Raw genomic sequence first — 25990 nt, 5'->3', positions numbered from 1 at the left:
ATTTCATAGCTGCTTGCGCACGGCCTGACTGGTCCGCAGGCTCACGGGCAGACGGATTCGCGTCAGGTACGTATGACAGGCTACATGCCCGGTGCCGGCCCAGGGCAGGCTTCAGCCATCACCCAGCCCGATGGGCGCCGGCGCCTCCATCACGATGCGTGTGAAAAGCCGGTCATACACCGGGTCTGCCGCGTGCTTGCCGGCAAGCGGGTCGCGGTTTTGCTGGAAGGCGGCGTCCAGCTCTTTCCAGTCGGCCTCGGTGAGCACTTTTTCAGCCTCGGGCAGGATGATCGTTTCTTCCAGCCGCATGTGCTCCAGGTAAAACTCGACGTAACGTTTGCACTGCGCCTCGAACTCGGGCTTTCGCTGCTCGCCCAGCAGCTCCCAGGCCAGCAACAGGTGCTGCAGTTCACGCACAGCCTTCTCGCCGCTCATGTGGTCGCGCTCCAGCTGCTGCACCGTAGCCATGACCGATGGCGCGGAGCGCACCACACGCGGAAACAGCAGGTCTGACTCCTTGGGGTGATGCAGGCGCTCGGGGAACTCGTCGATATAAAACAGCATGGCCCGAAAGACGTCGAAGAATTGCTGCGCACGGTCGCCCGGGCCGCGCGCCACCATGAGCAGCATGGAGCGCAGCATGGCGGAAAGGGAGGCGTGCTCATCGAGGATGATCTGCACGCTGGCATGTTTGTGAATGGCGGTCTCCAAGGTTATCGGCGAATTGCCAATAGCGCCCAGAATGCCTCCAGGCACCGCCGCCGGCCTTGACGAAGATCAAACGGCGTGCACTTGGCGCATCATCCGCCTGCCAAGCAAGCCAGCTTCGACGACAAGCGTGGTCGGTGGACTTGTGCAGACCTTCCCTAGCGGTAACCTGCACGAAACTCCACCGGGGTACATCCAACCTCCCGTTTGAAGAACTTGGTAAAGTTGCTGGAGTCGTCGAAACCCAGCTCGTAGCCTATCCCGGCGATGGGCATCCCGGTGTGTGCAAGTAGCCGCTTGGCCTCCAGCGAAATCCTGTTCGCCACAAACGCTTTCGCGCTAACCCCCGCAACATTCAGGGTGACGCGAGTCAACGTTCGCGTTGTGCAGCCGATGGCATCGGCATATTGCGCCAAGGTATGCCACTTCGCAAACGATTGATTCAGGAGGAGCCGAAACCTCCGAAAACGATCCAGCTCCGAAGGCCGGACGGTGCCATCGCTGCGTTGTTGCTGGTGCGCCAGAACCAGCCGCAGGAGCACGGTGCAAAGCTGGTGCAGCAACAGGGCCTGAACCTCTGGCTGGCCGGCTTGCAAGCCCCCGTCCAGGTGCATCTGTGCCATGGTTTGCTGCAGCAACCGGGCCTCGGCGTCATCAAAAGTGAGCTGCACAGGCAACTCAGCCACAGCCTGAACCAGGCCGAGCTTCCCCATCTTGTCCTGCGATGCAAAAAGCTGTTCAGGGCGAAATAGAACGAGCCAGCCGTCCCAGGGTGTTGTCACATCGAACTGCTCGACCTGTGACGGATGCAAAACCAGCACAGAGCCGGGCGAGCAGCGGACGGGCTCGAAGTCCACCACATGCGTGCATTCGCCGCGCCTGACGAAGATCAGTTCATGGAATTCGATGCGGTGCGGCCTGCGCAGCTCTTCCGCCGGAGCGCGGGCACGCAGCTCCCGCATCGCAACCACCTCGATATCGAACGCGTAGCTGGCCGGCGGCGCGTAGCCGATCCGCTCCAGTGTGTCATTCGCCCCGTCAATATTTCCATTCATGTCCGATTATTACCATTTTTAGACAGCTTTCCACCGTGACGCCAAGGCGAGCGCAACGTACAGTTTTACCTGATGACACCTGAACCAATGCAGGGCCATCACTTATTTCAACCAGCAGAGGAACAGATGACTACTCCAATCGAAATTGCACAAAAGTACATTCAAGCCGTTCAATCCGGCGATCAAGCCGCGCTAGGCGTCCTCCTGGCACCGGACATCGTGTGGCACCAGCCCGGGCGCAATCGCTTCTCCGGCACGCACAGGAGCGTGCAAGCCGTTGGAACGATGATCGGCAAGATGATGGAAGTGTCCAAGGGAACATTTGCGATCACCCGCGCGCATCGCTTCATGGGGAATGGCGCATGGGTCACCGTGGAGCTTGAGTTCGAGGGACAGCGCGACGGCTTGCGGCTATCTCAGCATGGCATCGACTTGCTGCGCATCGAAGAAGGCAGGATCGTCGAAGCCAGGCTGTTCTCAAGCGATCCTGAGCAGGAAGATGCGTTCTGGGGTCACTAACTTCCCTCATCCGACAGACTCTATTGTTTCCTGTCGCTGAGTGACACTGAGGCTGCCCGTAACTTCTCCTGCATTCGGTGGATTTTGAAACCGACATCGCCGCACCGCGCGGCGTCACATCACGAACCCGTGGCAGGCAATCCGCCCCGTCCCCTCCCCGATTGAGGCGATGACTTGACCTGCATCAAAGCCGTTTGGCGGCAGCGACCTAAAGTGGAACCGCCCTGCTCAAGGTTTGCCGCACCGGCGATGAGCCGCCCAGGATGACAAGGAGATTTGCCATGTTCAAACATATTCTTCTACCGACCGACGGCTCGCCCGCTTCGGATCGGGCAATTGCACAGGCAGTGACTTTCGCCAGGGAAGCCCAGGCCAGGATCACGGGTTTGCATGTGATGCAGGAGTTTCACCTGCTGACCTACCGGGTCCAGATGCTGGAAGACACACGGGACCAATTCATGAGGGAATGCCAGGCGCAGGCAGAGGCATTCCTGTCTGCGCTGAAAGACGCCGCCGACAAGGCGGGCGTGCCTTGCGAAACCGTTTGCGTCGCAGGCGACCACCCCTATGAAACCATCGTCCGGATGGCAGACGGCAAAGCTTGCGACCTCATTGTGATGGCCTCGCACGGCCGCAAGGGCATCACCGGCTTTCTCCTGGGCAGTGAAACCCAGAAGGTGCTGTCGCACAGCAAAAAGCCGGTGCTGGTGCTGCACTAAAAAGTTAATTTTCCAAGGGAACTCATCATGAACAAAAACGCAGGCACCGCCGACCGTGCGGTGCGCATCGTGGCGGGACTCGCCATCCTCAGCTTGTATTTTGTGGCGGAGCCCGCCTGGCGCTGGTGGGCGCTGCTGGGGCTCGTGCCCCTGCTGACAGGTTTGCTGGGCTGGTGCCCGGCGTACACGCTGCTTGGCATACGGACCTGCAAAACAGGCCCCAAGTGATCCCGCGCGCGGTGGCCGGTCTCAGGATTCTTCGAATCCGGACCTGCCGGATTTATCCGGCCGCGGAATCTTCTTGAACTTGATCAACCGGTTGGTTTCGATCTTGTCTTTTTTCACCTGGCGCTCGGCGTCGAGCAGCCGGCCGGCGGCTGCCCATTCGGCAAACTCGCCGGGCGTTTCCAGGGTCACACGGCCCAGCGTTCCCGCCCGGAATTCATAGATCACGATCTCGGCGGCTTTTTGCAGGTTGACCCGGCCCTTGGAGAGCACCGCGCCGCGCTTGCGGCCAATTTCTTCGAGCAGCTGCTCATCGGTAATGCCGGGGGTCACCTCGACCTTGTAGCGCGCCTCCAGCAAGGCGGGGTAGTGCTTGATCAGGTAATCCAGCAACTCGAGCGCGACCTCTTCCTCGTTAAAGGCATTGCGGCCAATGGCGCCGCTGGCGGCCAGGTTATAGCCGCTTTTGGCCACGATGATGCGCGGCCAGAGCATGCCGGGCGTGTCCCATAAATAAAACCCGTCGGCCAGCACCAAGCGCTGTTCGACCTTGGTGATGCCCGCTTCGTCACCGGTTTTGGTGGCGCGCTTGCCGGTGAGGGTGTTAATCAGGGTGGACTTGCCGACGTTGGGAATGCCGCAAATCAGCACCCGCATCGGCTTGACCATGGTGCCGCGAGTGGGCGCCAGCGCGTGGCAGGCATCAATGAGGCGGCGCGCAGGCGTGGTTTCGCTGGCGTCCAGCTCAATCGCGCGGGTGGCGGGCAGGCTGTTGTAGTGATCCAGCCAGAGCGGCGTGCGGGTGGCGTCGGCCAGGTCGCGCTTGTTGAGCACCTTGAGCGCCGGTTTGGCGCTGGTGAGCTCGGCCAGCATGGGGTTGGCGCTGGAGCCGGGCAGGCGCGCATCAAGCAGTTCAATGACGACATCAATTTCCTTGATGCGCTCACTGATGGCTTTTTTGGTCAGGTGCATGTGACCAGGAAACCACTGGATGGCCATCGGGATCTTTCTTAGGGTGTTCGGGTTCAGATGGAACCGGGGCGGGAAGACCCGGCTCAATTCCCCAATTGTCGCCGCAGCGGGCGGCCCCGCCGCCAAGCCGGTACGGGGGACATTCCGGGCCTGCCTCACCTGCTTGCGGCCCAATGAAGGACAATCGGGGCATAGACAGATGTAGCGGCTGCGACCAGCCGTAATGCGCCCAGGCTCATCGGGGCCGCTCCAAGCCGCCCCGAAGCCCTTCCCATCCATCTCCGACCTCCCCTATCGAGCCCCTCATGCCCCTGCCCGCAGCCCCCGACAAAAAACCCGTGATCCCGGCCCGCCGCCTGGCCGCTTCCGCCCTCAAGGCCAATAACGAACTGATGATCAAAGGCATCCTGTGTGTGCTGATCGGCCTGGGTGTGGTGGTGTCGCCCTACTTCATCACCTCACCGGGCATGCAGGGCATCGTCGCCAAATCGGCCCTGGTGGGCTGGTTTGCCCTGGTACTGGGCTGCGCATTCATCGGCCTGTACGCCCGCCGGCGCATGGCGGCTTCCGCCAAACCCTGACACGGCACCCACACCAGGCCCATGCCCGAAAGCCCTGCTGACCACAGCGCCGCCATGGCGATCTTCAGCACCCTGCAGGAGCGCGCCGCTGCTGCGGGCATCCGCTTGCGGCCACCTCCTCCCGAACCCACCACCTGCTGCGGTCGCGGCTGCAACGGCTGCGTGTGGGAAGGCTGGTACGCGGCCGTGACGTACTGGCGTGAAGACGCCGAAGAAGCGATTTTTAAATACCAAATCGGGCTCTAGCCCAATACCAACTTGCGCCACAAGCTACTGAATTGATAGCACCCCGAGAGTTTCGATAGGGGTGTCCCTGTTCACCAGCAGGGGCCGCGGAACTGGCTTCGCCAGGCCGCAGGCGCCGTCCCCTGCAAGGGGAAAAGGCACTACACGAAGTGAGTGCCGATAGGGGTGAACCTATTTCTCAAGGGGAGAGGGGGCTACACGAAGTGAGCCCCAACAGGGGTGTGCTCAGATTCGCGCCCCGGCATGCCCAGGCGCTCAGCCGAAACGTACTGCTGACGGTACTGCTCAAACGGCATGGTGTCCGCGGCTTCAATCTTCTTTTGTTCCTGGACGGAGGCCTCGGTCAGTGCGGCGAAGTGTGCCAGCTGGCCGGCCGACAACGGCTGCGCCTGCAGGATGCCTTGCGTCTTTTCAGACTGCGCGCGTGTGAACCGGATGAAGGAGTTCTCATGGCGGTCGGCCATGGCGGCCAGCACACGGGCCGAAGGCAAGGTGGAGGGGTCCAGCAAAGCGGCGCTGGCCAATGTCAGGGCGTCGCTGTATTGCGAGCCGCCATGCGTGGCGTCGAGCGCCGCCGCGATAGGCGCGCATTGGCCCACCACCTCCGCACCCCAGGCCGTCAGCGTGATCTCATGGCCGCCTCGCTTGAGTTTCAGGCCGGGCTCTCGCCCGCGCGCCGCCGTCTGGTGCTGGTTATGCTTGAGCTCGGCGATTTCCTGGGGCGTGTCGTTCGGGCTGTCGCTGAGCAGGCAGTGCAGCAGGAACACATCGAGGAAACGCATGGTCTGCGCATTGATGCCGACGGACTCGAAAGGGTCCAGGTCCATCAGCCGCACTTCGATGTATTCGACGCCGCGCTCGCGCAGCGCATGCAGCGGCCGTTCGCCGGGAAAGATCACGCGCTTGGGGCGAATGGTGCCGTAGAACTCGTTTTCAATCTGCAGCAGCGTGGTGGCCAGCTGGTTGTAGTCGCCGCCGGGGTTGCGGATGCCCACTGCCTCATAGGCCGGGTAGGGCCGGGTCAGCGCGTCCTGCAGCGAAGCGCCGTAGCCGTCGAGGCTGTTGTAGCTCACGGCAAGCGATGCCTGCGCGTCGCTCTGGTAGCCCAGGCGGCCCATGCGCAGCGAAGTGCCGTAAGGCATGTACATGGTGCTGTCGCTCAGGGTTTGCAGCTCGTGCTGGCGCCCTTCCACAAACGTGGAACACACCGCGGGCGAGGCGCCAAACAGGTACAGCAGCAAAAACGCCTGGCGGCGGAAGTTGCGGATCAGCGCGAAGTATTCCTTGCTGCTCACCCCGGGCAGGGACCAGTTGTAGTGAATGCCCGAAATGGTTTGCATGCGCCGGCCGTAACGGTGCGACAGGCCCATGCGGTAAACGCTCTTGGCGCGCCCGACATTGGACGAACCGAAGCGGGCGATGGGAATGGTTTCGTCGGTCGGCAGGCCGCAAGGCATGCTGGACACCCAGAGCATTTCGTCGCCCAGATCTTTCATGGTGCGGTAGGTGAACTGGTGCAGCTCCGTCAGTTCCTGAAGCGTGGCTTCAGGGCTGGGGTGGGCGCCGGTGACCAGCTCAACCTGCGATTCGCTGAAGTCCGTGGTGATGCCCGGATGCGTGAGGGCCGAGCCCAGGGCCGCGGGATGCGGCGTGAGGGCCAGGCCGCCGCCGGGTTTGGCGCGCAGGCTTTCCTTCTCGACACCGCGGCGCATGCCCTTGAGCCGGGCCGGGGTGAGCGCTTTCAGGCGGTCCTGTAGCGCGCCCGCAGGCGCCTGCAACTTGGTCATATCGTCATTCCCCCAGAATCTTGAATTGGCGTGGAAGTTATCACAGCACGGCGCTTTGCGCTGGCGCATCCGGGCTTGCCAGCACAGCCCGGGTGGGGTCTGGCTCGGGGCCCGTGCAGGCCGGCCGGATTTAAGTCATACACCGCATTTTCCGGGCAGAAATCCACAGTTTGGCGCCCGGGATGTGGAAAGCGAGCGACGCCGGAGCGCCAGGGTGCAGAACTCCCTTGACTTGTCAGACAAGCTGGACGACGATAAAAAACATTCCGTAACACGGCTGTTTTACCCTTCAATTTCCGCCAAACTAAACGGTTTTGCGGTCTTTTAGCCTGAGGCAGCGTAGAGCTTGATCAAAAAATGAAAAAACTGCTAGCCAGCCTTTTCGGCGGTTCAACCCCCGCAGCGTCGCCCAAACGCACGGGCACGTCCAGCCGGGACAACCCCCTCACCATTGAAGACGGCTCGGACAACGCCACGCGCCGCCACCTGGTGCAGGTGTTGCTGCGCGATGCCATGCGTAAATACGGTATTCCCTTGCCCTGGATCGATTGCCAGATGCTGCTGGTGTCCAGCCGCAGCCGCGGCCCTGGCATGTATGTACGCCTCGTTGTGCGGCATTGGGACGACCGTCTGATGAAGTACGCTTTCGCCTTCCAGAACGCCCTGATGGAAGAAATCACGCGCTTTGAACCCGGGGCGGCCCAATGGCTGCATGGCATTTCCTGGCAACTGGAAGTGGCGGAGACCTGCCCCAACCCGACCATGCCCGACAAGTCATATTGGGCCGATCCCGTCCGGCCGCCTGCCGGCGCATCGGTTCGCCCGCCACGCAGCGCGCCCCTGGCTTCCCTGGCCCCTCTTCCCGCGGCGGCAACAGCCTCTGCAGCGCCCGTACCAGCCGCCCCCGTTGTAGCCGCCAGCCTGCCGGCCCAGCCCGCAGCACCGGTGGCACGGCCGGCCCCGGTCTCCGCAGCTGACGCAGACGCCATGAAAGACCTGGAACGCCTTTTCCGCATCCGCGACCAGGAACTGGGCCAGCCAAGCGACAGCAATTCCGCCGTCGGTTACGAAGCCACGCGCCCTTCCCCGCTGTAACGCGCCAGCTCCGGCCGGGCCATCAACAGCGCAGCGGGGCAGCTGCTGGTGTACGCTTGCCTGATGAGCCCTCCCGTCACGCCCCCAAGCCCCGCAACCGCCGCGCAAGACTCCTCCCTCCTCATCGACTCACGCTACGCCGTGATGCGGCTCATGGTCACGCTGGCGCTGATGACCGTCGGCGCCTGCGGCATGTATGTGGTGGCCGTGGTGCTGCCCGCAGTGCAGGCTGAATTCAGCGTGACGCGGGCCGATGCCTCCCTGCCGTATACCGCGCTCATGATCGGCTTCGGTGTTGGCGGCGTTCTGATGGGGCGGCTGGCCGACCGCTTTGGCGTCATGGTTCCCTTGCTGGTTGGCGCAGTGGGACTGGGCCTGGGTTTTGCCCTGGCCGCCATGGCCGGCAACATCTGGATGTTCTCGCTGGCCCACGGCCTGCTGATCGGCTTTCTCGGCTCTGCCGCCACCTTTGCGCCGCTGCTGGCCGACACCTCGCTCTGGTTTGTACGGCGCCGCGGTTTTGCCGTGGCGGTGTGCGCCAGTGGCAACTACCTGGGCGGCGCGATCTGGCCGCCCATCGTTCAGCATTTTGTCGAGGCCGTGGGCTGGCGCCAGACCTATCTGTGGCTCGGCCTTTTCAGCTTCGTCACCATGACGGCGCTGGCCCTGCTGATGCGCAAGCGCCCGCCGGTGGCCGTGGCGTCCGCGGTAGGCAACAGCGGTATCGCCGCCACCACCAGCAGCATGCCCTTTGGCTTGACGCCGGGCTCGGCGCAAATGCTGCTGTGCGTGGCCAGCGTGGCCTGCTGCGTGGCCATGGCCATGCCGCAAGTGCACATCGTGTCGTACTGCACCGACCTGGGCTATGGCGCGGCGCGCGGTGCTGAAATGCTGTCGCTGATGCTGGCCTGCGGTGTGGTGAGCCGCTTGGTGTCGGGCGCGATCTGCGACCGTATCGGCGGGCTGCGCACGCTGATGCTGGGCTCGGTGCTGCAAGGCATCGCGCTGCTGCTGTTTTTGCCCTTTGACGGACTGGTATCGCTTTACGTCATCGCCGCGCTGTTCGGCCTGTTCCAGGGCGGCCTCGTACCGGCTTACGCCATCATCGTGCGCGAATACTTCGAGCCCGCCGAGGCCGGCGCGCGCGTGGGCACGGTGATCATGGCATCCTTGCTGGGCATGGCGCTGGGCGGCTGGATGTCAGGCAAGGTGTTTGACCTAACCGGTTCCTACCATGCCGCATTCCTCAACGGCATCGCGTGGAACCTGCTGAACTTCAGCATCGCGTTTTTCCTGCTGTGGCGCGTGCGGCGGATGGCGCGGACGGCCGTGACGAAAACAGCGGCGGCCTGAACAACGTCCTGGTCTTGCCCGGATCGCTATTCTTTTAATAGCTGCTTGCGCCCGTTTTGTAAGGGCTACAGCCAGTTTTACTTAAAATCCCGTCAGGCCAGAACCCGGCGCAACCACTGCTCCAGGTCGGTGATTTCCTGCGGGCACACCGAGTGCTCCATCATGTACTCGTGCCACTCGACCGTGTAGCCCATGGCGCTGAGCGCATCGCGCGTGGCGGTGGCGCGCGGCAGCACCACCACACCGTCGCGCGTGCCATGCGCCAGAAAAATGGGTACATCCTGGTTGACGGCGCTGCGCTCGGCGGCCGTCTTGTCGGCCAGCGGCAGGTAACCCGACAGGCCCGCAATGCCGGCCAGCCGTTCGCCGTGGCGCAGGCCCGTCATGAGCGCCATGGCACAGCCCTGCGAAAAGCCCGCCACCACAATGCGGCTGGCAGGGATGCCGCGCGACTTTTCCCGGGCGATCAATGCCTCAATGTCGCCTTGCGACTTGCGCAGCCCGGCCTCGTCCTGCCGGCTCACCAGGTCGGCGCCCAGCAGGTCGTACCAGGCCGGCATGACGTAGCCGCCGTTGATGGTGACCGGAATGCTGGGCGCACTCGGAAACAGGAAACGCACATCTCCCACGCTGGACAGGTCCATCTGTTCGGCAATCGGCAGGAAGTCCCGGCCGTCGGCCCCGAGGCCGTGCATGATGAGAACGGTGGCGACGGGCTTGTCGCCCGTCTGGGCTTCAATGACTTCGAGGGGCATGGGTGACGGGTCCAGGTGGTTGAGGAAGCAGATGACGATTGAATGCCGCGGGCTTGAAGCTGCAAGGCACACCAGCCGGGATTTTAAGACCGGCCTAAGCTGACCCGCGAACAATGGTTTCCGGCAGCGCTGAACACCTGGCGCACAAAGCCTGCTACGGTGTGATGACAAGGCAGCTGGCCAGGCCTTCGCGCAGATCGGCAGGCCGCATGAACACAGTGTCAGGCAGCACACTGCGCCGATTTGCTGCCCATCGTTGCAGAAGGAGCATGCTGAAATGAAAACCCTGACCCACAAGGCCGCCTCGGCCGTCCTCGGTGCGCTCATGGCGGGCGGCGCGCTGGCCCAGGCAAGCGGCCCCTTGCCGCCGGTGCGTACCAGCGGCCCGGTTGAATACCTGAGCGGCGGCATCGGCGCCGACGAATCCGCAGCGATCCGCAATGCCAGCGGGCAATGGCCGCTGACACTCGAATTTGCCATCAAGGACAAGCAGCGTGCCGACTTCGCGGCCGACGTGAAGGTGCGGGTGCTCGATGCCCGGGGAAATGAAGTGCTTCAGGCCACATCGGAGGGCCCCTTTCTGCTGGCCCGGCTGGCACCGGGCAGTTATGCCGTGGAGGCCACGCTGGCCGGCCAGACCCAGCGCAGGAAGGTGGACGTGAAGGCAGGCAAACCCTCCAGAGAGGTGTTCCTCTGGGGCGCGGGCGCCGATAAAACCGGGCCGTAAGCACACCGGGACTGCCTGCCTTCATCGAATTTTTCAAGTCAGATCATGCGTAACGTCACCGAACTGATCCACGCGATAGACGACGGGACCCTGCCGGACGCCGAGCGGCGACGCCTGCTGGCGGCAGCAACCGGCATCGCTGCCGGCGCCGGCCTGCTGGCTGCGGCCTACCCCTTCGCCGCCAGCCTTGCACCCTCTGAAGTGGCGCGCGCCCAGGGCGGCCCGGTGCTTGTCGATATTTCCGCACTGGCGACAGGCGAGCTGCGCACTGTCGCCTGGCGCGGAAAACCGGTCTGGTTGATGCGCCGCGGCGAGGAGATGGTGCGCGCGCTGCAGCAGCCCAATCCGGCATTGGCGGACCCGCAGTCCAGGCGATCCGAACAACCGAAATCGTGCGCCAACGCGACCCGCTCCGAGCGCCCCGAAATCCTGGTGGCGGTGGGGGTGTGCACACACCTGGGCTGCTCACCGACCCTGCGCCTGGACGACAGCGCGCTGAATGCCGAGCTTCATGCGCCCGGTGGATTTTTTTGCCCCTGCCACGGCTCCCGGTTTGATCTTGCCGGCCGCGTGGTGAAGAACGTACCGGCGCCGACCAACCTGGACATCCCGGAATACCAATTCATCGACGCCACCAAGCTGCAAATCGGCCAGACAAGCTAGTGTCACTGCGGCTTGTGCCACAGCAGAGGCTTTGCTAGCATCTGGCGTCAGCATTTTCTGACGCAGGTTGGAGATCACATGAAACTCATCATTGCCGCCGTCGCCCTGGCCACTTCGTCCCTGGCGTTTGCCCATAACTGCCCCAACGAGATGAAGGCGATTGACGCCAAGCTCTCCACCAACCCCAAGCTCTCGCCCGCCGACATGACCAAAGTGAAAGAGCTTCGCGCCGATGGCGAAAAGTTTCACAAGGAAGGCAAGCACGACGACTCCATGAAAGCGCTGGGCAGCGCGAAGAAGCTGCTCGGGATTTAAACCGCACAGGCACCCTGGCGGCGCAAGCCCGCCGGATCGCCTGAGCAGAAACGGAGAAACGGCAGTCCGCACGCCGGGATGCCGCCGCAATGACCTGCACCGCGATAATTCCCCGCAGGAGAATTGCCACATGACAGCGATGACAACCATGCCGCCCTTGTCGGGGCTGCAGTACTACCAGGTGGACGTGTTCACCCACGAAGCGCTGGCCGGCAACGGCCTTTCGGTGTTCCTGCCTGAAAGCCCCTTGCCGGCGCGCCAGATGCAGCGCCTGACCATCGAGATGCGGCAGTTCGAGAGCATTTTCCTCACGCCTGACGGTCCCGGGAACCGCTTCGAAGCACGCATTTTCACGATGGAAGAAGAGCTTGACTTCGCCGGCCACCCCCTGCTGGGCGCAGCAGGTTTGCTGCATCACCTGCATGCGGGGCATCACCCTTCTGCCGGCTGGACGCTGATGCTCGGCACACGGGCAGTTGCCATCAACACCACACGCAAAGAAGGCACACCGGGCACTTATGACGCCAGCATGAACCAGGGCGTGGCCCGCTTCGAGGCTGCCCTCAGTCACGCTGACAGCCTGCCATTTCTCGCGGCATTCGGGCTGGGCCCGGCGCAGCTGGATGTGCGTTTTCCGCTGCAGGTGGTGTCTACCGGCCTGCCCTATCTGCTGGTGCCCGTGGTCGGCGGCCTGGAGCGCGCAAAAATTGTGCACCCTGACTTTGAGGCGCTGCTGGCCACCGTGGGCGCCAAATTCGCCTACGTGCTGGACGTGTCGGCGCGCGAAGGTCGCACCTGGGACAACGCCGGGCTGGTGGAAGACATTGCCACCGGAAGCGCCGCCGGGCCGGCAGGCGCCTACCTGCTGCGCCACGGCGCGGCGAAGGTGGACGAAGTCATCACGCTCAAGCAGGGGCGTTTTGCCGGGCGCCCCAGCCGCATCACGGTAGAGGCCAATGCAGCCGGTGAGATGCTTGTCAGCGGCGGCGTCGTGGTGCTGGCGCACGGCCGGCTGATTTGAGGGGAGGCATCCGTTGGCGCGCCACTTGCGTACCTTCATCACCTTTAGCCACAGTGGCCATCGAATCCAGGAAAGATTGACCTTATGACTGCCCGCCTGATCCGTTTGAACCGTGTGCTGAACTGCATGGCCGGCCTGCTCGCTGCCGGCAGCGCGGCGCTGTTGCTGGTATGCACGGCAGTGCCGGCAAGTGCAGCGCCCTTTACCGCGGCTGACGAGAAGACGGTGCGCACCGTGGTGCAGGCCCAGTTGGCGGCCTTCGCAAAGGATGACGCAGCCAAGGCGTTTTCTTTTGCGGCCCCCAATGTGCAGAAGGCCGTCGGAACACCCCAGGGGTTCATGGCGATGGTGCGCCGCGATTACCCGGTGGTGTACCGCCCTGCATCGGTCGCCTTTCTGAAACCCGACGGCAAGAACGACCAGGTGATCCAGCGGGTGCAAATGGCCGATGCCAGCGGTGTTTCGTGGCTGGCGGTTTACAGCCTCGAACGGCAAAGCAACAAAGCGTGGCGCATCACCGGGTGCGTGGTGGTCGAAAACAAGGGCCGCATGGCGTAGTGCGCCAGTCTGCGGCGCCTGCTGCTAACGGTTTTCCCAGAGGCGGGAGCCGGCCCGGGAACAGACATCATTGCCGTAGCACGCATTGAAACGCCACGCCAACCGGGCGCGTATGCGGCAAAGAGCACCGATACGTGGTTTACAGAGGGTTACCCGCTCCTGCACGCTGGCGGCTAAGGTGTTTGGTGCTGCTGCGTTTGCGGCATTCCGGACTCAACCCATGAACATGCCCGCCACCTCACTTGAATTCCCGCGCCTGCCGGGGGATCCGGCTTCGCCGTCGCTCAGGGAAAATCTGCAGGCGCCACGCCATGCACAACAGCGTCAGGGTGCCACGCAGCCGCGTGAATCAGCCCTCAAGATCAGGACGCGGTGTCCTGGCTGCCTGTCGGCTTCCCTTTCGGTGGTTTACGAGGAGCCGTACGCCGGCGCGGGCGTTCAGGCCTATCTTGCAAGGCACTATGAAGGCCACGCGTCAAGGACTGCCGACGCGGGCGTTTATGCGCTGGCACGCTGCAACAGTTGCAGCCTGGTCTTTCAGCAACAGGTGCCCGACGACCCCTTGCTGGGCGAGATCTACAACGACTGGGTTCCCGGCACCGAGCTGGACCGCGAGCACAGAAATTACAGCCTGGACGAATACCGCTACCTGGCCGAGCAGGTCCAGTTCATCATTCAATACTTCGGGCTCCCGCCGGGGGAACTGGACGCGCTTGACTTCGGCTTCGGCTGGGCGCACTGGTCGAAGATGGCCATGGGATTTGGCTGCAATGTATGGGGTGTGGAGCTTTCCGAAGAACGCGCCCGCCACGGCAAATCCGTAGGGCTGCGGGTTGTCGGCCTGGCCGACCTGCCGGCCAGGAGGTTCAGGTTCATCAATACGGAGCAGGTCTTTGAACACCTGACGGAACCCAGGCTGGTGCTCGAGAAACTGCGCGATGCCCTGTCAGGAGACGGGGTCATCAAGATCAGCGTTCCCAACGCGGCTGCCGCGCTGAAAAAAATCAGCCAGGGGAAAGATTTCGGCGCGCTGTCGCCCGACGACCAGATGCCCATTGCCCCGCTCGAACACATCAACGCGTTCAGCCATGAATCGCTCGTCGCCTTCGGAAAAGAGTTTGGCCTGAAACCGCTGCGCCCCAAACTCTATCGGCTGTACAACAGTGCCTCGGGCCTGCTTCAGCCCAAAAATCTGGCGCGGGTTATTGCCCGGCCTGTCTACCGGCATATTTTTCCGGGCACCACATTCATCTATTTTGTGCGCGCCTAGCGCTGCGGCTTCATTTTTGGCGGGCTTGGCCGTAGGACGGCGCCGGAAGACGGCCGAGCGGTGCCGCACGGCCTTTAAGATAAAAAAAGCCGCACCGCATGTCGCGGTCCGGCCTGCTTCAGGTTGATTCAGAAAGCGAGGCACCCCATGCTGATCAAAAAAACCATCACCATCGCCGCAACGGCCACTGCCATGTTTCTGGCCGGCGGTCTTGCCCTTGCCGCACAAACAACAGATGCCGGTGTGAGCACCACGGCCGGGAATCCGGAAGGCGCAAAGCTGGCGAGCCGCTACAGCGCATTTGCCGGCTCACCCCAAAACGCCGAGTCACTGGTTGAGGGGTTGCGCACGGGCACACCGATCTCGCTGAGCCCCAGCCCGACCGGACCCAACGCCACCGCGCCAGCCGCAAGCCTTTCGCCGGCCACCGGAAAAATGGGTTACGGCAACATCAATATTGCCCTTGCGCTGGCCAAGACTTCGCTGGCCAAACAAGGCATCACCAACCCTACGCCTTCACAGCTCTCGGCCACACTGGGCGGCTTACTGTCCCAGAAGGCCGACGGCATTGGCTGGGGCCAGATTGCCAACAGCATGGGCGTGAAACTGGGCGCCGTCGTGAGCGCTTCGCATACCTCCAAAAGTGGCAAGAAAGCCAATGACAGCGTCCATGCCGTTCATGCCAGCAATGTCGCCACGGCTCACGCCTCCAGCAAAGGCCTGGGCGCCGGAAAAGAGTCCGGTAAAAGCGGCAGCAACGGCAATGGCGGCCAGGGTGGAGGCAATGGAGGCGGCCACGGCGGTGGTAATGGCGGAGGCAACGGTGGCGGAAATGGTGGAAAGTAACGCGCGCATCTGTTCAACCGCGTGCCGCTAAACCACAAGCACCTGCGCAAGGCAGCTGCATCGCTATCGATTTAATAGCTGCTTGCGCTCGCCCTGTCTGGCCTGCGGGCTCTTTTCCCGTAAGAACAGCAGCAACCCCCTCAACGCTTGCCCAATGTTCGCGCAGGCCGGGGCGCATGCCAGATGGGCCCGATGCGGGCCCCCGCTTTCGCGTCACTGAAGTCCAGTTGCGCGGGCATCGCGCCATGCTGGATTCGCGTCATGCCAACACCTTTCTTCGCTGGCCAAAATCATCAATCTGTTACATCAAGAAACATTTAGCAGGAATTGACGTTTGCCAGGTGCAAATCCAGTGCAGGCTTCCCGGCGCTGCCAGCGTCTTCGAGTAAAAATCCCAACCACGGCCAGTTCTCGCCTGTAGCGTCCACGTTGAATACTCACGAAGCACATCATTTTGGCCGCGTTTTCATGAAAAAATTCCGCTTTTAAAGAGCCCTCGGCTTGACTTGCGGACGCCAGTCGTCGACATTGTTAACACTTTGTAACACGCGGTGTTAGCCAAAGACAGAGCGCAAAAATACCTCTTGTCAGACAGCTGGCGCCACAACGCGATGCGGGCACCTTATGAAACTTCAACAGCTCTTTGGACTGAAAAGCCAGCCAAAAACGGCCTCAAGCGCCACCCACCCCGAATCGGAAGTCTCTGTCCCCGGCGACGAACACTCCACCATCGGCGTGCGGCAGCAGCTCATTCAGGTGCTGTTGCGGGACACCGCCCGGCGGGCGGGCATTCCGTCGAACTGGCTGGACTGCCAGATGTTGCTGACCGCCAACCCCACACGCGGCGAAGGCATGTACCTGCGCATCATCATGAAGCAGTGGGACCTGCGCCTGCTGACCTACGCGGCGGCTTTCCAGAAAGTATTGATGGCGGACATCATGCGTTTTGAGCCGCGCGCCAGTGACTGGCTCCACGGCATTTCATGGCAGCTTGACGGCGGCGACAGCTGCCCCCATCAGGAAATGCCCGACCCCACCATCTGGATGCAAAGCCCCACCCGGCCGCGCAGCGGCTATGCGCCACGCGCGCCCGTGGAACCGGCTGCGCCCGGAGCGCCCGCGCTGGCACAAAGCCCGGCGCACTAGGCGCACCACCAGGCGCCACCAGGGCCAGGCAGCAGGCACCCATCCCGGGTGCCGGCGACAGGCTCAATACGAGCCGATGTAATCTTTTTTGCCGACTTCCACGCCGTTGTGGCGGAGGATGGCGTATGCCGTGGTGGTGTGAAAAAAGAAATGCGGCAGGCCGTAATTCAGCAAGTAGGACTGGCCGGTAAAGCGCTTTTCCTTGGGCGTGCCGGCTTGCGTGACGATCTCCCGCGTGGCGGCCCCATCAAATTTCGCCACGTCCAGGCCTTCAACGAAGGCAAGGATGGTGTCAATACGCGCCTGCAGTTCGGCAAACGTCGTTTCCTTGTCTTCGATCTTCGGCACTTCCACACCGGCCAGCCGGGCCGACACGCTCTTGGCGAAATCGCTGGCCACTTGCACCTGACGCAGCAAGGGGAACATGTCAGGGAAAAGACGGGCCTGCAGCAAGGCATTCGGGTCGATGTTTTTGGCGGAAGCGTGGGCTTCGGCCTTGGCCAGGACGCCCTTGAGGCCACCCAGCATCTGCTTGAAAACGGGGATGGACGTGGTGTAGATGCTGCTGGTCATGAAATGCTTTCGGTAAAGGAATGGAGATAGCCTGCCGCGCCCTGCACGCGGCGCCCTGCATTCTCGCCGGATTGCGGCCGGAATGCGCGCAGCCCGCCAATGGCCTTTGAGGACGGCGAAGGCCTTCGCAAAATAGTATGCTGTCATACCAATTTCCGCCCTCCCCAAAAGGCCCCACCATGAACGCCCCTCTCCCCGCCGCCACCCGCCAGTCCGTGCAGGCCGCCGACCTCGCCGCCCTGCCGCTGATAGAAAAATGGGTGTCTTTTGCCTCCGTCTCGCGCGACAGCAACCTGCCCCTTCTTGACTGGACGCAGGCACGGCTTGAGGCACTGGGCATTGAATGCCGGCGCACTTATGACGACAGCGGCAAGAAAGCCAACCTGTGGGCCACCCTGCCTGCCGAAAACGGCGAAACCAAGGTGGGCGGCATCGTGCTGTCGGGCCATACCGACGTGGTGCCGGTGGACGGCCAGCCCTGGGACACCGACCCGTTCGCAGCGCAAGTCATTGGCGGCAAGCTCTATGGCCGCGGCGTGACCGATATGAAAAGCTATGGCGCCACCGCGCTGATGATGGTGCCCGAGCTGCTCAAGCGCAAACTCAAGCGCCCGGTTCACCTGGCCTTCAGCTACGACGAGGAAGTCGGCTGCATCGGCGTGCGCCGCCTGATTGCCGACATGGTGGAGCAGGGTTACAAGCCTGCGGGCTGCATTGTGGGCGAACCCACCGGCATGCAGGTGGTGATTGCGCACAAGGGCAAGCATGCCTACAAGACGTCGGTGCGCGGTTTTGAAGCGCATTCATCGCTCACGCCGCTGGGCGTGAACGCGGTGGAGATCGCCTGCGAATTTGTGGCCCACCTCAAGACCATGCACAGGCGACTGGTCAAGGAAGGCCCGTTTGACCCGATCTACGACGTGCCGCATACCACCATCCACACCGGGGTGATTGCCGGCGGCACCGCGCTCAACATCATCCCGCGCGACTGCGATGTGACCTGGGAGATCCGCCACCATCACATGAATTCGCCCGATGCACTGTTCAACGAAGCCAGAGCTTTTGCCGACAGCCTGGTGCCGGCCATGCAGGCGGTGGCGGCTGACACCGGCATCACCCACAAACTCAATTCGGTGCTGCCCGGTTTTGCGACGGAAGCCGACAGCGAAATCGCCCAGTTGTGCTTCAGGTGCGCGGATGTAGATGCCAACTCGGGCGCCGGCAAGGTTTCCTTTGGCACGGAAGCTGCGTTGTTCCACCAGGCCGGTGTGCCGACCATCGTGTGCGGCCCCGGCCATATCGCGCAGGCACACCAGCCGAACGAATGGATCACGCTGGAGCAACTGGCCTGGTGCGAGCGCTTCATGCGCCGCCTGGCCGACGAGCTCTGCATAAATCCGTCGTGAGCCCGTCCTGAACTGACCACTGCACCCCTACCTCACCCGAAAGAACACATGATGCAACGCAGAGATTTCCTGGGCACCAGCCTGGCACTGACCGCAGGCAGCGCACTGGCGCAGGCCAACCCCAAAATCGCGCGCATCGTGGTGCCTTTTGCACCGGGCGGCGTGCAGGACATCCTGGCCCGGTCCATCTCCACCGAGCTCGGCCTTGCACTGGGCCAAACCGTGATTGTGGAAAACCGTCCCGGCGCGGGCGGCACCGTGGGCACGGGTTATGTCGCCAAGTCCCCGCCCGACAGCGGTGCGATGGTGCTGGCGGCCGCCAGCCACAACATCGCCGGTACGCTCTACACCAAACTCGCCTACGACCCGCAAAAAGACTTTACGCCCATGGCGCATATCGGCACGGCCGACTACGTGCTGATGATCCACCCCGAGGTGCCCGCCAAAACCGCGGCCGAATACATCCGCTACGCCAAGGCCAACCCGGGCAAGATGAACTACGCGACGGCAGGCGTTGGCAGCGCCACGCATCTTTCCATGGCGTATTTCAACGGCCTGGCCGGCATCGACGTGGTGCATGTGCCGCTCAAAGCCACGGGCGAAGCCATCAATGAAGTGATCTCGGGCCGTGCACAGGCCGTGATTGCCGCCAGCATTGGTGCGCTGGCTTTCGCCAAGGACAGCCGCATCCGGTTGATCGGCGTGACCTCACCCAAGCGTTCCAGATACCTGCCCGAAGTCCCCACCATCGCCGAAAGCGGCTTGCCGGGCTACCAGTTTGACTCGTGGTTTGGCCTGCTGGGCCCTGCCGGCACACCCGCAGCCGACGTCAACCGTGTCAACGCGGCCATCGCGAAACTGCTCAAGGACCCCGTCATCCTTGAGCGCCTGGACAAGCAGGGCATCGAGCCCCTGGCCCTGAGCAACGCCGACTTTGCCAAGCTGCTGGCAGTGGACTACAAGCGCATGGCCGAGGTCGTGAAGGCCTCGGGTGCCAAGGTCGAATAGCGCCAGCACTTCGCCGCCGGCCTATGGCAGCGTGACGCCGGCCACGGAGGCCAGGTATTTTTCCAGCACGGCCAGCTCGGGCACGGTGGGGGCGCCTTTGCCCGCGATGACGGCGTAAATGTGTCCCCTGAAACTGCCGCGCGGATAGTAGCTGAGATAACCCCAGCCGATCAGCATCTGGCTGCACACACCCGGCGCCAGCGTGGCACTGGCGGTGCCCGCCTGCACCGAATTGATACGCAGCCTCTGCGCACCGGGTGCAGAGGTGAGCGCCATCACGGCAGGCACACCCGCTGGGAGTTTCGTGGCGCTGGTCAGCTGCACGGTCTGCCCCGCCGAGTCCACCCATTTGGCATACGGCTGGCTGTTGGTGAAACCCAGGTCCGAGGTGTAGAGCGTCTCGGTCTTTGAGGCCTGGAAAACCACGCCGGTATTGATTGCCCCCGGAACACTGACCGCGGCAAGGGCGAAATGGGGATCTTCAATGTTGTAGGGCACGCGGTTTTTCGGATTGGGCTGGATGCCGGCCATCGGCACTGATTTTTTGCACCAGAAGCCCGCCGTGTCGTAAACACTGTGGTCCGAATATTTTTTGCCCCCGGCATTGACGCGCATCACCGGCGGCGCCATCGTGCCCATGTTGGGGCCGTCCCTGTTGATCCAGTTGATCATCTCCATGGCATTGCCGGCACTGGAGCCGTAGCCCGAATCCGACACCGCGCGTACCGCCTGCCCGGCCGCGGCGGGCGCACCCAGCAGGTAGTCGGTGTAGCCGTGGGTCATGTCCCATTTGCAGGCGTTGTATTTCGCGATGATGGCCAGCGCGGCATCGGCCAGGCTGGTAGCAGCGTAGGCCACCGGATCGGTCAGCGAGAACACCTTGCGCGGCGGCGGCACCTGGCCCGACAGCTGGCCGCCGCTGGTATAGGTCAGCGTAGCCACCCGATTGGCTGCCGGCGTGAAGGTAAAGGTGTCCTGGCCGTTGGCCCCCGCAGGAATGACAAGGCTGGACTTGCTCAGCGTGCCTCCGTTGTTGGAGGCCACGGTCAACGTCACGGGTTGTGCCAGATTGCCGCGGGCATAAACCGTGAACGTCAGCGGCGCGCCGGCGGGTGAATAGCCAGGACCGTCGTCGTACACGGTGGCCTGCACAATACCCACCGCAGCCTTCATCGGCCCCGAGACCAGCGGCTCGAGCGTGCGGTTCTGGTGCCAGCCCGGCACATGGTTGATGGCGTAGTTGTGGATGGGCCAGTGGTTGCCGCCCATCCAGCTATAGACCTCGCAGTTGACCTGGCGCGCATAGTTGATGGCCTGGGCAAACATGGTTTGCCAGCGCGTGTCGTCAATCGGCATGCCGATCTCGGTGAGCGCCAGCTTCGCACCCCGGGCCTGTACCCAGTCGGCCGCAATCTTCAGGCGGTCCATGCCCGTGGAAGCCTTGATGGGGCCAACACCAAAACCCGCGCTGTAGTTCTTGGCGACTTCCGTGTCGTAATCGAAAGAGGCACCGTTGCCGAAGGCATCAAGGTAGACGTGGACTTCATACACAAGATTGGCGCCCGTGACCGGAAAGCCCGGGTTCTTGGTGCCCAGCGATATGGCCGCGCTGTACTGGTTGCCGCCCACATAAATGGGGTTGATGGGGTCTATGGCCCGGATCGCATTGATGGCAGCCTGCGAATAAGCCGCCATGATCGCCAGGTCTTCACCACCCTTCACGGTTTCTTCATCCGAGGCGATAAGGCCACCCGGCTTGGGCAGGTCGTGCGGTTCGTTCATGAGGCCATAGCCGCCGAAGCCGGGGTGGCTCTTCCACTTCGTGGCGGCACGCGCCCAGAAATCCGCAAACTGGGACTGCTTGAGCGTGGCGCCTGCGGTCAGCGAAAAAATCCTCACCTGCACCTGGCTTGCATCGGTGGTGTAGGGCCGCAGCAGCGGGTCGGACGGCACGGTCAGGCCAAGTACGGATCCGTCGGCCTGAAATTTGAAATCCTGGTAGCGCCCGTAGTTATGGTTGTCGATGATGCACTTCATACCCGCCGCCGCATGGGCATCCAGCACACCGGTGATATAGGCTTCATACGCAGCGTGGAAAACACCCGGATTGCCGATCGCCGCTTTGGCCGCAGCGTTGGCCACTGTGTCATGCAGCATGGGCTGCAGCAGCTCCCATTGAATGGGCAGCCTGTTTTTGGTGAAGCCGCAGGCGGCGAGATAATCCACGTCGGCCTTGCGCGGCACGGTGAAATGGATGTTGGTTGCAGAACTCGTGTTGCGCCGCAAGCCGGTTTTTGCCCATTCCATGCCGGAGAGATTGGTCCCCATCGCTGGCGAGCCGGCCGCAGCAAGAGGCGCTGCGGCCTGGGCAAGCCGGGCCGTCATGAAAGGCCCAAAGGCGGCCAACGCGCCCGCCGCCACGGCGGCCTGTGAAAATTCACGTCTATGCATCGGGGTGCGCTCCTGTTCGTCCAAAGACCTCAGGTTAAACCCCGTATTGCGGCTTCATTACAGTTTGAATCAACACAGTGTCCCGCTTACATTTCGGCCCCTGTCAGGCCTGACAGGTTACCGGCGCAGTGCAAGCAAGAGACAGCGAGGTCAGCGACAATAGCCGCAGATAATTTCTTACCGTCATTGCGCCCCGCCCTGGTGCGTTTTCAATGGCGGTTTTAACAGTGCCGTTTGGGTGCAAGGCCTTCCACCTTGTTACTGATACACAAAGCGGCTTGACTTCATTTCATTCATGACAAAAAGTTTCTTCCGGGCAGCCCTGGTGCTGGGTTTGCTGTCCGCCATCGGCCCTTTCGCCATCGACATGTACCTTCCCGCGCTGCCTTCCATCGGGCACAGCCTGGGCGCCTCCATGGGCGCGGTGCAAGCCAGCCTGATGGCGTTTTTCATCTCCCTCGGCATTGGGCAAATCATCTACGGCCCGGTCTCCGACATGGTGGGCCGCAAGCCGCCGCTGTACTTCGGCCTGCTGCTGTTTGCCGCCGGCAGCATCGGCTGCGCGCTGGCGCCTGACATCCAGACGCTGGTGGTGCTGCGCTTCATCCAGGGCCTGGGCGCCTGCGCCGGCATGGTGGTGCCGCGCGCGGTAGTGCGAGACCTGCATACCGGCCACGACGCCGCGCGCCTCATGTCCCTGCTGATGTTGGTCTTCAGCGTCTCGCCCATCCTGGCGCCGCTGGCCGGCAGCTTCCTCATTGAGGCCTTCGGCTGGCGCAGCGTGTTCTGGGCCGTCACCGTGGCCGCCGCTGCAGGGTTGGTGCTGGTGGCCTTCACTCTGCCGGAAACGCGACCGCCCGAACAACGCGTGGACAGCAGCTTTGGCAGCGCATTGACCGCCTACGGCGTGCTGCTGCGCGACCGCCATTTCATGGGCCTGGTGTTCATCGGCGCCTTCGGCATCTCGAGCTTTTTTGCCTACCTTGCCAACTCGTCCTTTGTGCTGATCAACCACTACGGCCTGACACCGCGCCAGTACAGCATCGCCTTTGCAGTCAACGCAGCCTCCTTCATCGGGGTTTCGCAGTTCACCGGCAAGCTGGCTGCGCGTTTCGGGCTTGTGCCCATCGTGAAAGTGGCCGTGACGGGTTATGCCGCCGTGATGGCCCTGCTGCTGGTGCTGAACCTGGTGGGCATCGAAAGGCTGGACGTGATGATCGCGCTGATGCTGGTGGGCTATGGATTTCTGGGCTTGGTGGTTCCAACCACCGCCGTACTGGCACTGGAAGAACACGGCGCCATAGCCGGCACGGCCTCGGCCCTCATGGGCACCTTGCAGTTTGTCACCGGCGCGGTGGTGATGGCGGTGGTGGGCGTGTTTGTAGACGGCAGCGCCCGCCCCATGGTGGCCGGCATCGCCGGATGCGCCTTGCTGGCGTATGTCACGGCACGCGTGACGCTGGGCGGCAAGCGCGCTGCCACTGCGCCGGCGCACTAGCGCCTCGCGAAAAGACGCACCTAACGGGCTTGTTGTATGCGCAGCCGCCGCGCTGACTCTTCAGCACGCGCATCGTCGATCTCACCCATCACGGCGCCGAGGTTGACCGGCCCGGTCTTGTGGGCAAAGCGGCCCGTCAGCACCGTCTCGGGCTGCAGCACGCCGCGCTGGTACAGGTCCCAGATCTCGCTGCCGTAGTCGGTTTGCAGCAGCTCCGGCGCAAAGCGGCCGAAGAAGCCGCGCAGGTTGGCCACGTCGCGCAGCAGCATGCGGCCCGCGTGGTTGTTGCCGGCGGCGTCCACCGCCTGCGGCAGGTCGATGATGACCGGGCCGGGCTGGCCATCTGTCACACCGAGCAGGATATTGAATTCCGACAAGTCGCCGTGCACAACACCGGCGCACAGCATGCGTACCACTTCCGTGAGCAGCGTGGCGTGGTGCAGGCGTGCGTCTTCAGGCGTGAATTCCACGTCGTTCAGGCGCGGTGCGGCGTCACCATGTTCGTCGGTCACCAGCTCCATCAGCAGCACGCCATCGCAAAAGTTGTGCGGTTTGGGCACGCGCACGCCGGCTGCGGCCAGCCGGTACAGGGCATCCACCTCGGCGCTTTGCCAGGCTGCTTCGGTGGCCTGCCGGCCGAAGCGCGTGCCCCTGGCCATAGCGCGCGCCTGCCGGGTGTTCTTGACCTTGCGGTTCTCGGTGTAGTCCACTGCCTGGCGAAAGCTGCGCTCGGTGGCGTCCTTGTAGACCTTGGCGCAGCGCGTTTCGTCGCCGCAGCGCACCACGTACACCATGGCTTCCTTGCCGCTCATCAGTTGCCGTACCACTGTATCGATCAGGCCTTCTTCGAGCAGCGACTGCAGCCTCTTGGGTGTTTTCATGGTGCCATTGTGCGCCGGGCTCAGCCTCCTGCCGTCAGCACCAGCTGCGACAGGCGTTTGACGAGAGGGTCCAGCAGCTCAGTCGCGGTGTTTCCGTAGCCCAGCACAAGGCCGTTGTCTTCAGGTGCCGGCGCCATGGCAAACGAGGAAAGCGGCATGGGCGCCATCCCGTACCGCCGGGCAGCTTCCGCAATGCGAACGTCCGCAAAGTCCCGCGGCAGCCGGACTGCCAGGTGCAGGCCGCCCTGCCCGCCTTCAATGACATGCGGAACGCGCAGGTGCCGCGTCAATGCTTCCCGCAGGGCATGCTGGCGCTCACGGTACAGCCGCCGCATTCGCCCCAGGTGGCGCACAAACTGCCCGGACTCGATGAAGCCGGCCATGGCAAGCTGCTCATGGCTGTGGCCGCCGCGAAGCATCTCGCGCAAGGCGTCCTGCGCTGAAGCCAGCAGTGGCTTTGGCATGACCAAAAAACCCAGGCGCAACGAGGGAAACATGGTTTTGGAAAACGTGCCGACGTAGAGCACAGGCGCATCGGCCACCAGGCCCTGCATGGCGCCTATGGGTTCGCCGGCGTGGCGGAATTCGCTGTCGTAGTCGTCTTCAATGATCCAGGCGCCGTGCCTGCGCGCGGCAGACATCAAGGCCAGGCGGCGTGCCACCGACATCACCACGCCAATCGGATACTGGTGCGAAGGCGTCGTGTAAATCAGCCGTGGCGTGCGTGAGCGCCAATCCGCCGCGCCGATGTGCAGGCCTTCGTCGTCCATGCGTTTCGGCACGATGCGCAGGTCACCCGCATGCATCGCTGCCTTGGCGCCCCGGTAGCCCGGGTCTTCCACCCAGGCCGTGTCGCCCGGGTTGGTCAGCAAGCGCACACACAGCATGAGCGCCTCCTGCGCCCCTTCCGTCACGATGACCTGCGCCGGCTCGCAATGCACGCCGCGCGTGATTGCCAGGTGGCGCGCAATGGCGGTGCGCAGTTCAGCCTGACCGAAAGGGTCGCCGTAATGCAGCGCCGCCGGCAAGGCCTCACGCACCGCGCGGTCCAGCATGCTGCGCCAGACGGCCAGCGGAAAGTGGGAAAGCGCCGGCACACCGGGGCGCAAGGCGGTGCTGGTGTCAAGGCGTGCGGGCCCCGACCGGATGCGGGACAGGCGCAGTGCCACGCGGGATGGCGCGGTGGCCTCGGGCTGCGCCTGTTGCGTGGCCGGGCGCAACAGAGCCGCCACGGTGCTTCCCTGCCGGTCGGCGCGGACATAGCCTTCGGATACAAGGTGTTCGTAGGCAATCGCCACGGTATTGCGCGAGACCGACAGGGTTTGCGCCAATGCGCGCGAGCCGGGCAGGCGGCTGCCCGCAGCCAGCTGGCTCTTGAGGATGGCCTCCTTGAGCCTGCGGTAAAGCTGGCGCTGCAAAGGCTCGGCGTCGGACCTGTCCAGTGGAGCTTCCAGGAAACCCTGCGGGGCGGAGTGCTTTGGAGCGGACTTGTTAGCGAAATTGGTAGAGGGCATCGCGCAAGGGTTGTTGAACGGCAAAGAATTTGGTCGCAGATCGTGGCACCACGAAATAACCACTTTATGGCACTTTATGAAGAGCCACAAAGATCTTA

27 protein-coding genes are annotated in these 25990 nt (G+C 63.2%); 18 read left to right on the top strand and 9 right to left on the bottom strand.

Going from position 1 to position 25990, the window contains the following annotated elements; genetic code table 11:
* Window positions 1-111: 111 nt before the first annotated feature.
* Together AC1DWQ_RS21805 and AC1DWQ_RS21800 are read right to left on the bottom strand one after the other, a co-directional pair.
* Window positions 112-711 (bottom strand): hemerythrin domain-containing protein, encoded by a 600-nt coding sequence (locus AC1DWQ_RS21805; protein WP_477671515.1) that lies wholly within the window; start codon window positions 709-711, stop codon window positions 112-114.
* 155 nt (window positions 712-866) lie between these two features.
* The gene (locus tag AC1DWQ_RS21800) at window positions 867-1763 is read right to left on the bottom strand and encodes a helix-turn-helix domain-containing protein (RefSeq protein ID WP_477671514.1); all 897 of its coding nucleotides are present in this window, start codon (window positions 1761-1763) and stop codon (window positions 867-869) included.
* 72 nt (window positions 1764-1835) lie between these two features.
* Between AC1DWQ_RS21800 and AC1DWQ_RS21795 the strand changes: the two genes are divergently transcribed.
* The 3 genes from AC1DWQ_RS21795 to AC1DWQ_RS21785 all read left to right on the top strand — a co-directional run bounded on the left by AC1DWQ_RS21795 (window position 1836) and on the right by AC1DWQ_RS21785 (window position 3229).
* Window positions 1836-2282 (top strand): nuclear transport factor 2 family protein, encoded by a 447-nt coding sequence (locus tag AC1DWQ_RS21795; RefSeq protein WP_477671513.1) that lies wholly within the window; start codon window positions 1836-1838, stop codon window positions 2280-2282.
* 281 nt (window positions 2283-2563) lie between these two features.
* Window positions 2564-3001: a universal stress protein gene (locus AC1DWQ_RS21790; RefSeq protein WP_477671512.1), complete on the top strand. Its 438-nt coding sequence runs from the start codon at window positions 2564-2566 to the stop codon at window positions 2999-3001.
* Between the two features lie 27 nt (window positions 3002-3028).
* A complete protein-coding gene (locus AC1DWQ_RS21785; RefSeq protein WP_477671511.1) occupies window positions 3029-3229 on the top strand; it encodes a YgaP family membrane protein in 201 nt (66 codons plus the stop codon).
* Between the two features lie 21 nt (window positions 3230-3250).
* Here the strand turns inward: AC1DWQ_RS21785 and ylqF are convergent, their stop codons facing one another.
* The gene (gene ylqF, locus AC1DWQ_RS21780; RefSeq protein WP_477671510.1) at window positions 3251-4225 is read right to left on the bottom strand and encodes a ribosome biogenesis GTPase YlqF; all 975 of its coding nucleotides are present in this window, start codon (window positions 4223-4225) and stop codon (window positions 3251-3253) included.
* 278 nt (window positions 4226-4503) lie between these two features.
* Here ylqF and AC1DWQ_RS21775 point away from each other — a divergent pair, with 278 nt between their 5' ends.
* On the top strand, window positions 4504-4779 hold the full coding sequence (locus AC1DWQ_RS21775) for a hypothetical protein (protein ID WP_477671509.1): 276 nt from the start codon (window positions 4504-4506) through the stop codon (window positions 4777-4779).
* A gap of 21 nt (window positions 4780-4800) precedes the next feature.
* A complete protein-coding gene (locus tag AC1DWQ_RS21770; RefSeq protein WP_477671508.1) occupies window positions 4801-5025 on the top strand; it encodes an oxidoreductase-like domain-containing protein in 225 nt (74 codons plus the stop codon).
* 194 nt (window positions 5026-5219) lie between these two features.
* Here the strand turns inward: AC1DWQ_RS21770 and gshA are convergent, their stop codons facing one another.
* The gene (gshA, locus tag AC1DWQ_RS21765) at window positions 5220-6812 is read right to left on the bottom strand and encodes a glutamate--cysteine ligase (protein ID WP_477671507.1); all 1593 of its coding nucleotides are present in this window, start codon (window positions 6810-6812) and stop codon (window positions 5220-5222) included.
* 357 nt (window positions 6813-7169) lie between these two features.
* Here gshA and AC1DWQ_RS21760 point away from each other — a divergent pair, with 357 nt between their 5' ends.
* Window positions 7170-7907 carry a hypothetical protein gene (locus AC1DWQ_RS21760; RefSeq protein WP_477671506.1) on the top strand — a complete coding sequence of 246 codons (738 nt, stop codon included), beginning with the start codon at window positions 7170-7172 and terminating at the stop codon, window positions 7905-7907.
* Window positions 7908-7970: 63 nt separating this feature from the next.
* Complete coding sequence (locus AC1DWQ_RS21755; protein WP_477671505.1) at window positions 7971-9260, top strand: MFS transporter; 1290 nt, start codon at window positions 7971-7973, stop codon at window positions 9258-9260.
* 92 nt (window positions 9261-9352) lie between these two features.
* Here the strand turns inward: AC1DWQ_RS21755 and AC1DWQ_RS21750 are convergent, their stop codons facing one another.
* On the bottom strand, window positions 9353-10015 hold the full coding sequence (locus AC1DWQ_RS21750) for an alpha/beta hydrolase (RefSeq protein WP_477671504.1): 663 nt from the start codon (window positions 10013-10015) through the stop codon (window positions 9353-9355).
* A gap of 277 nt (window positions 10016-10292) precedes the next feature.
* Here AC1DWQ_RS21750 and AC1DWQ_RS21745 point away from each other — a divergent pair, with 277 nt between their 5' ends.
* The 8 genes from AC1DWQ_RS21745 to AC1DWQ_RS21710 all read left to right on the top strand — a co-directional run bounded on the left by AC1DWQ_RS21745 (window position 10293) and on the right by AC1DWQ_RS21710 (window position 16561).
* Window positions 10293-10742 (top strand): carboxypeptidase-like regulatory domain-containing protein, encoded by a 450-nt coding sequence (locus tag AC1DWQ_RS21745; protein WP_477671503.1) that lies wholly within the window; start codon window positions 10293-10295, stop codon window positions 10740-10742.
* 45 nt (window positions 10743-10787) lie between these two features.
* Window positions 10788-11405, top strand: a complete 618-nt coding sequence (gene petA / locus AC1DWQ_RS21740; RefSeq protein ID WP_477671502.1) for a ubiquinol-cytochrome c reductase iron-sulfur subunit — start codon at window positions 10788-10790, stop codon at window positions 11403-11405.
* 78 nt (window positions 11406-11483) lie between these two features.
* A complete protein-coding gene (locus AC1DWQ_RS21735; protein ID WP_477671501.1) occupies window positions 11484-11720 on the top strand; it encodes a hypothetical protein in 237 nt (78 codons plus the stop codon).
* 130 nt (window positions 11721-11850) lie between these two features.
* Window positions 11851-12741 (top strand): PhzF family phenazine biosynthesis protein, encoded by an 891-nt coding sequence (locus AC1DWQ_RS21730; RefSeq protein WP_477671500.1) that lies wholly within the window; start codon window positions 11851-11853, stop codon window positions 12739-12741.
* 84 nt (window positions 12742-12825) lie between these two features.
* The gene (locus AC1DWQ_RS21725; protein WP_477671499.1) at window positions 12826-13299 is read left to right on the top strand and encodes a DUF4864 domain-containing protein; all 474 of its coding nucleotides are present in this window, start codon (window positions 12826-12828) and stop codon (window positions 13297-13299) included.
* Between the two features lie 220 nt (window positions 13300-13519).
* A complete protein-coding gene (locus AC1DWQ_RS21720) occupies window positions 13520-14569 on the top strand; it encodes a class I SAM-dependent methyltransferase (RefSeq protein ID WP_477671498.1) in 1050 nt (349 codons plus the stop codon).
* Window positions 14570-14716: 147 nt separating this feature from the next.
* Entirely contained in the window at window positions 14717-15415 is a 699-nt protein-coding gene (locus tag AC1DWQ_RS21715) for a hypothetical protein (RefSeq protein ID WP_477671497.1), read from the top strand.
* Between the two features lie 624 nt (window positions 15416-16039).
* The gene (locus AC1DWQ_RS21710; RefSeq protein ID WP_457279177.1) at window positions 16040-16561 is read left to right on the top strand and encodes a hypothetical protein; all 522 of its coding nucleotides are present in this window, start codon (window positions 16040-16042) and stop codon (window positions 16559-16561) included.
* A gap of 63 nt (window positions 16562-16624) precedes the next feature.
* Here AC1DWQ_RS21710 and AC1DWQ_RS21705 read toward each other — a convergent pair whose 3' ends face one another.
* Window positions 16625-17134: a DUF1993 domain-containing protein gene (locus AC1DWQ_RS21705; RefSeq protein ID WP_477671496.1), complete on the bottom strand. Its 510-nt coding sequence runs from the start codon at window positions 17132-17134 to the stop codon at window positions 16625-16627.
* 179 nt (window positions 17135-17313) lie between these two features.
* Between AC1DWQ_RS21705 and argE the strand changes: the two genes are divergently transcribed.
* Both argE and AC1DWQ_RS21695 read left to right on the top strand, forming a co-directional pair.
* Window positions 17314-18540 (top strand): acetylornithine deacetylase, encoded by a 1227-nt coding sequence (gene argE / locus AC1DWQ_RS21700; protein ID WP_477671495.1) that lies wholly within the window; start codon window positions 17314-17316, stop codon window positions 18538-18540.
* 48 nt (window positions 18541-18588) lie between these two features.
* Window positions 18589-19548: a tripartite tricarboxylate transporter substrate binding protein gene (locus AC1DWQ_RS21695; protein ID WP_457279180.1), complete on the top strand. Its 960-nt coding sequence runs from the start codon at window positions 18589-18591 to the stop codon at window positions 19546-19548.
* A gap of 21 nt (window positions 19549-19569) precedes the next feature.
* On the opposite strand, the gene AC1DWQ_RS21690 is transcribed toward AC1DWQ_RS21695, so the two are convergent.
* Window positions 19570-21999 (bottom strand): cellulase family glycosylhydrolase, encoded by a 2430-nt coding sequence (locus AC1DWQ_RS21690; RefSeq protein ID WP_477671494.1) that lies wholly within the window; start codon window positions 21997-21999, stop codon window positions 19570-19572.
* Window positions 22000-22294: 295 nt separating this feature from the next.
* Here AC1DWQ_RS21690 and AC1DWQ_RS21685 point away from each other — a divergent pair, with 295 nt between their 5' ends.
* The gene (locus AC1DWQ_RS21685; protein ID WP_477671493.1) at window positions 22295-23497 is read left to right on the top strand and encodes a multidrug effflux MFS transporter; all 1203 of its coding nucleotides are present in this window, start codon (window positions 22295-22297) and stop codon (window positions 23495-23497) included.
* Between the two features lie 20 nt (window positions 23498-23517).
* On the opposite strand, the gene AC1DWQ_RS21680 is transcribed toward AC1DWQ_RS21685, so the two are convergent.
* Window positions 23518-24378, bottom strand: a complete 861-nt coding sequence (locus AC1DWQ_RS21680; protein ID WP_477671492.1) for a PA4780 family RIO1-like protein kinase — start codon at window positions 24376-24378, stop codon at window positions 23518-23520.
* A gap of 20 nt (window positions 24379-24398) precedes the next feature.
* On the bottom strand, window positions 24399-25892 hold the full coding sequence (gene pdxR, locus AC1DWQ_RS21675; RefSeq protein WP_477671491.1) for a MocR-like pyridoxine biosynthesis transcription factor PdxR: 1494 nt from the start codon (window positions 25890-25892) through the stop codon (window positions 24399-24401).
* Between the last annotated feature and the right edge of the window lie 98 nt (window positions 25893-25990).

This window comes from Polaromonas sp. P2_G11, assembly GCF_056403595.1.
The sequence above is the reverse complement of the archived record's forward strand: the minus strand, read 5'-3'. Positions and strand labels throughout refer to the sequence as shown.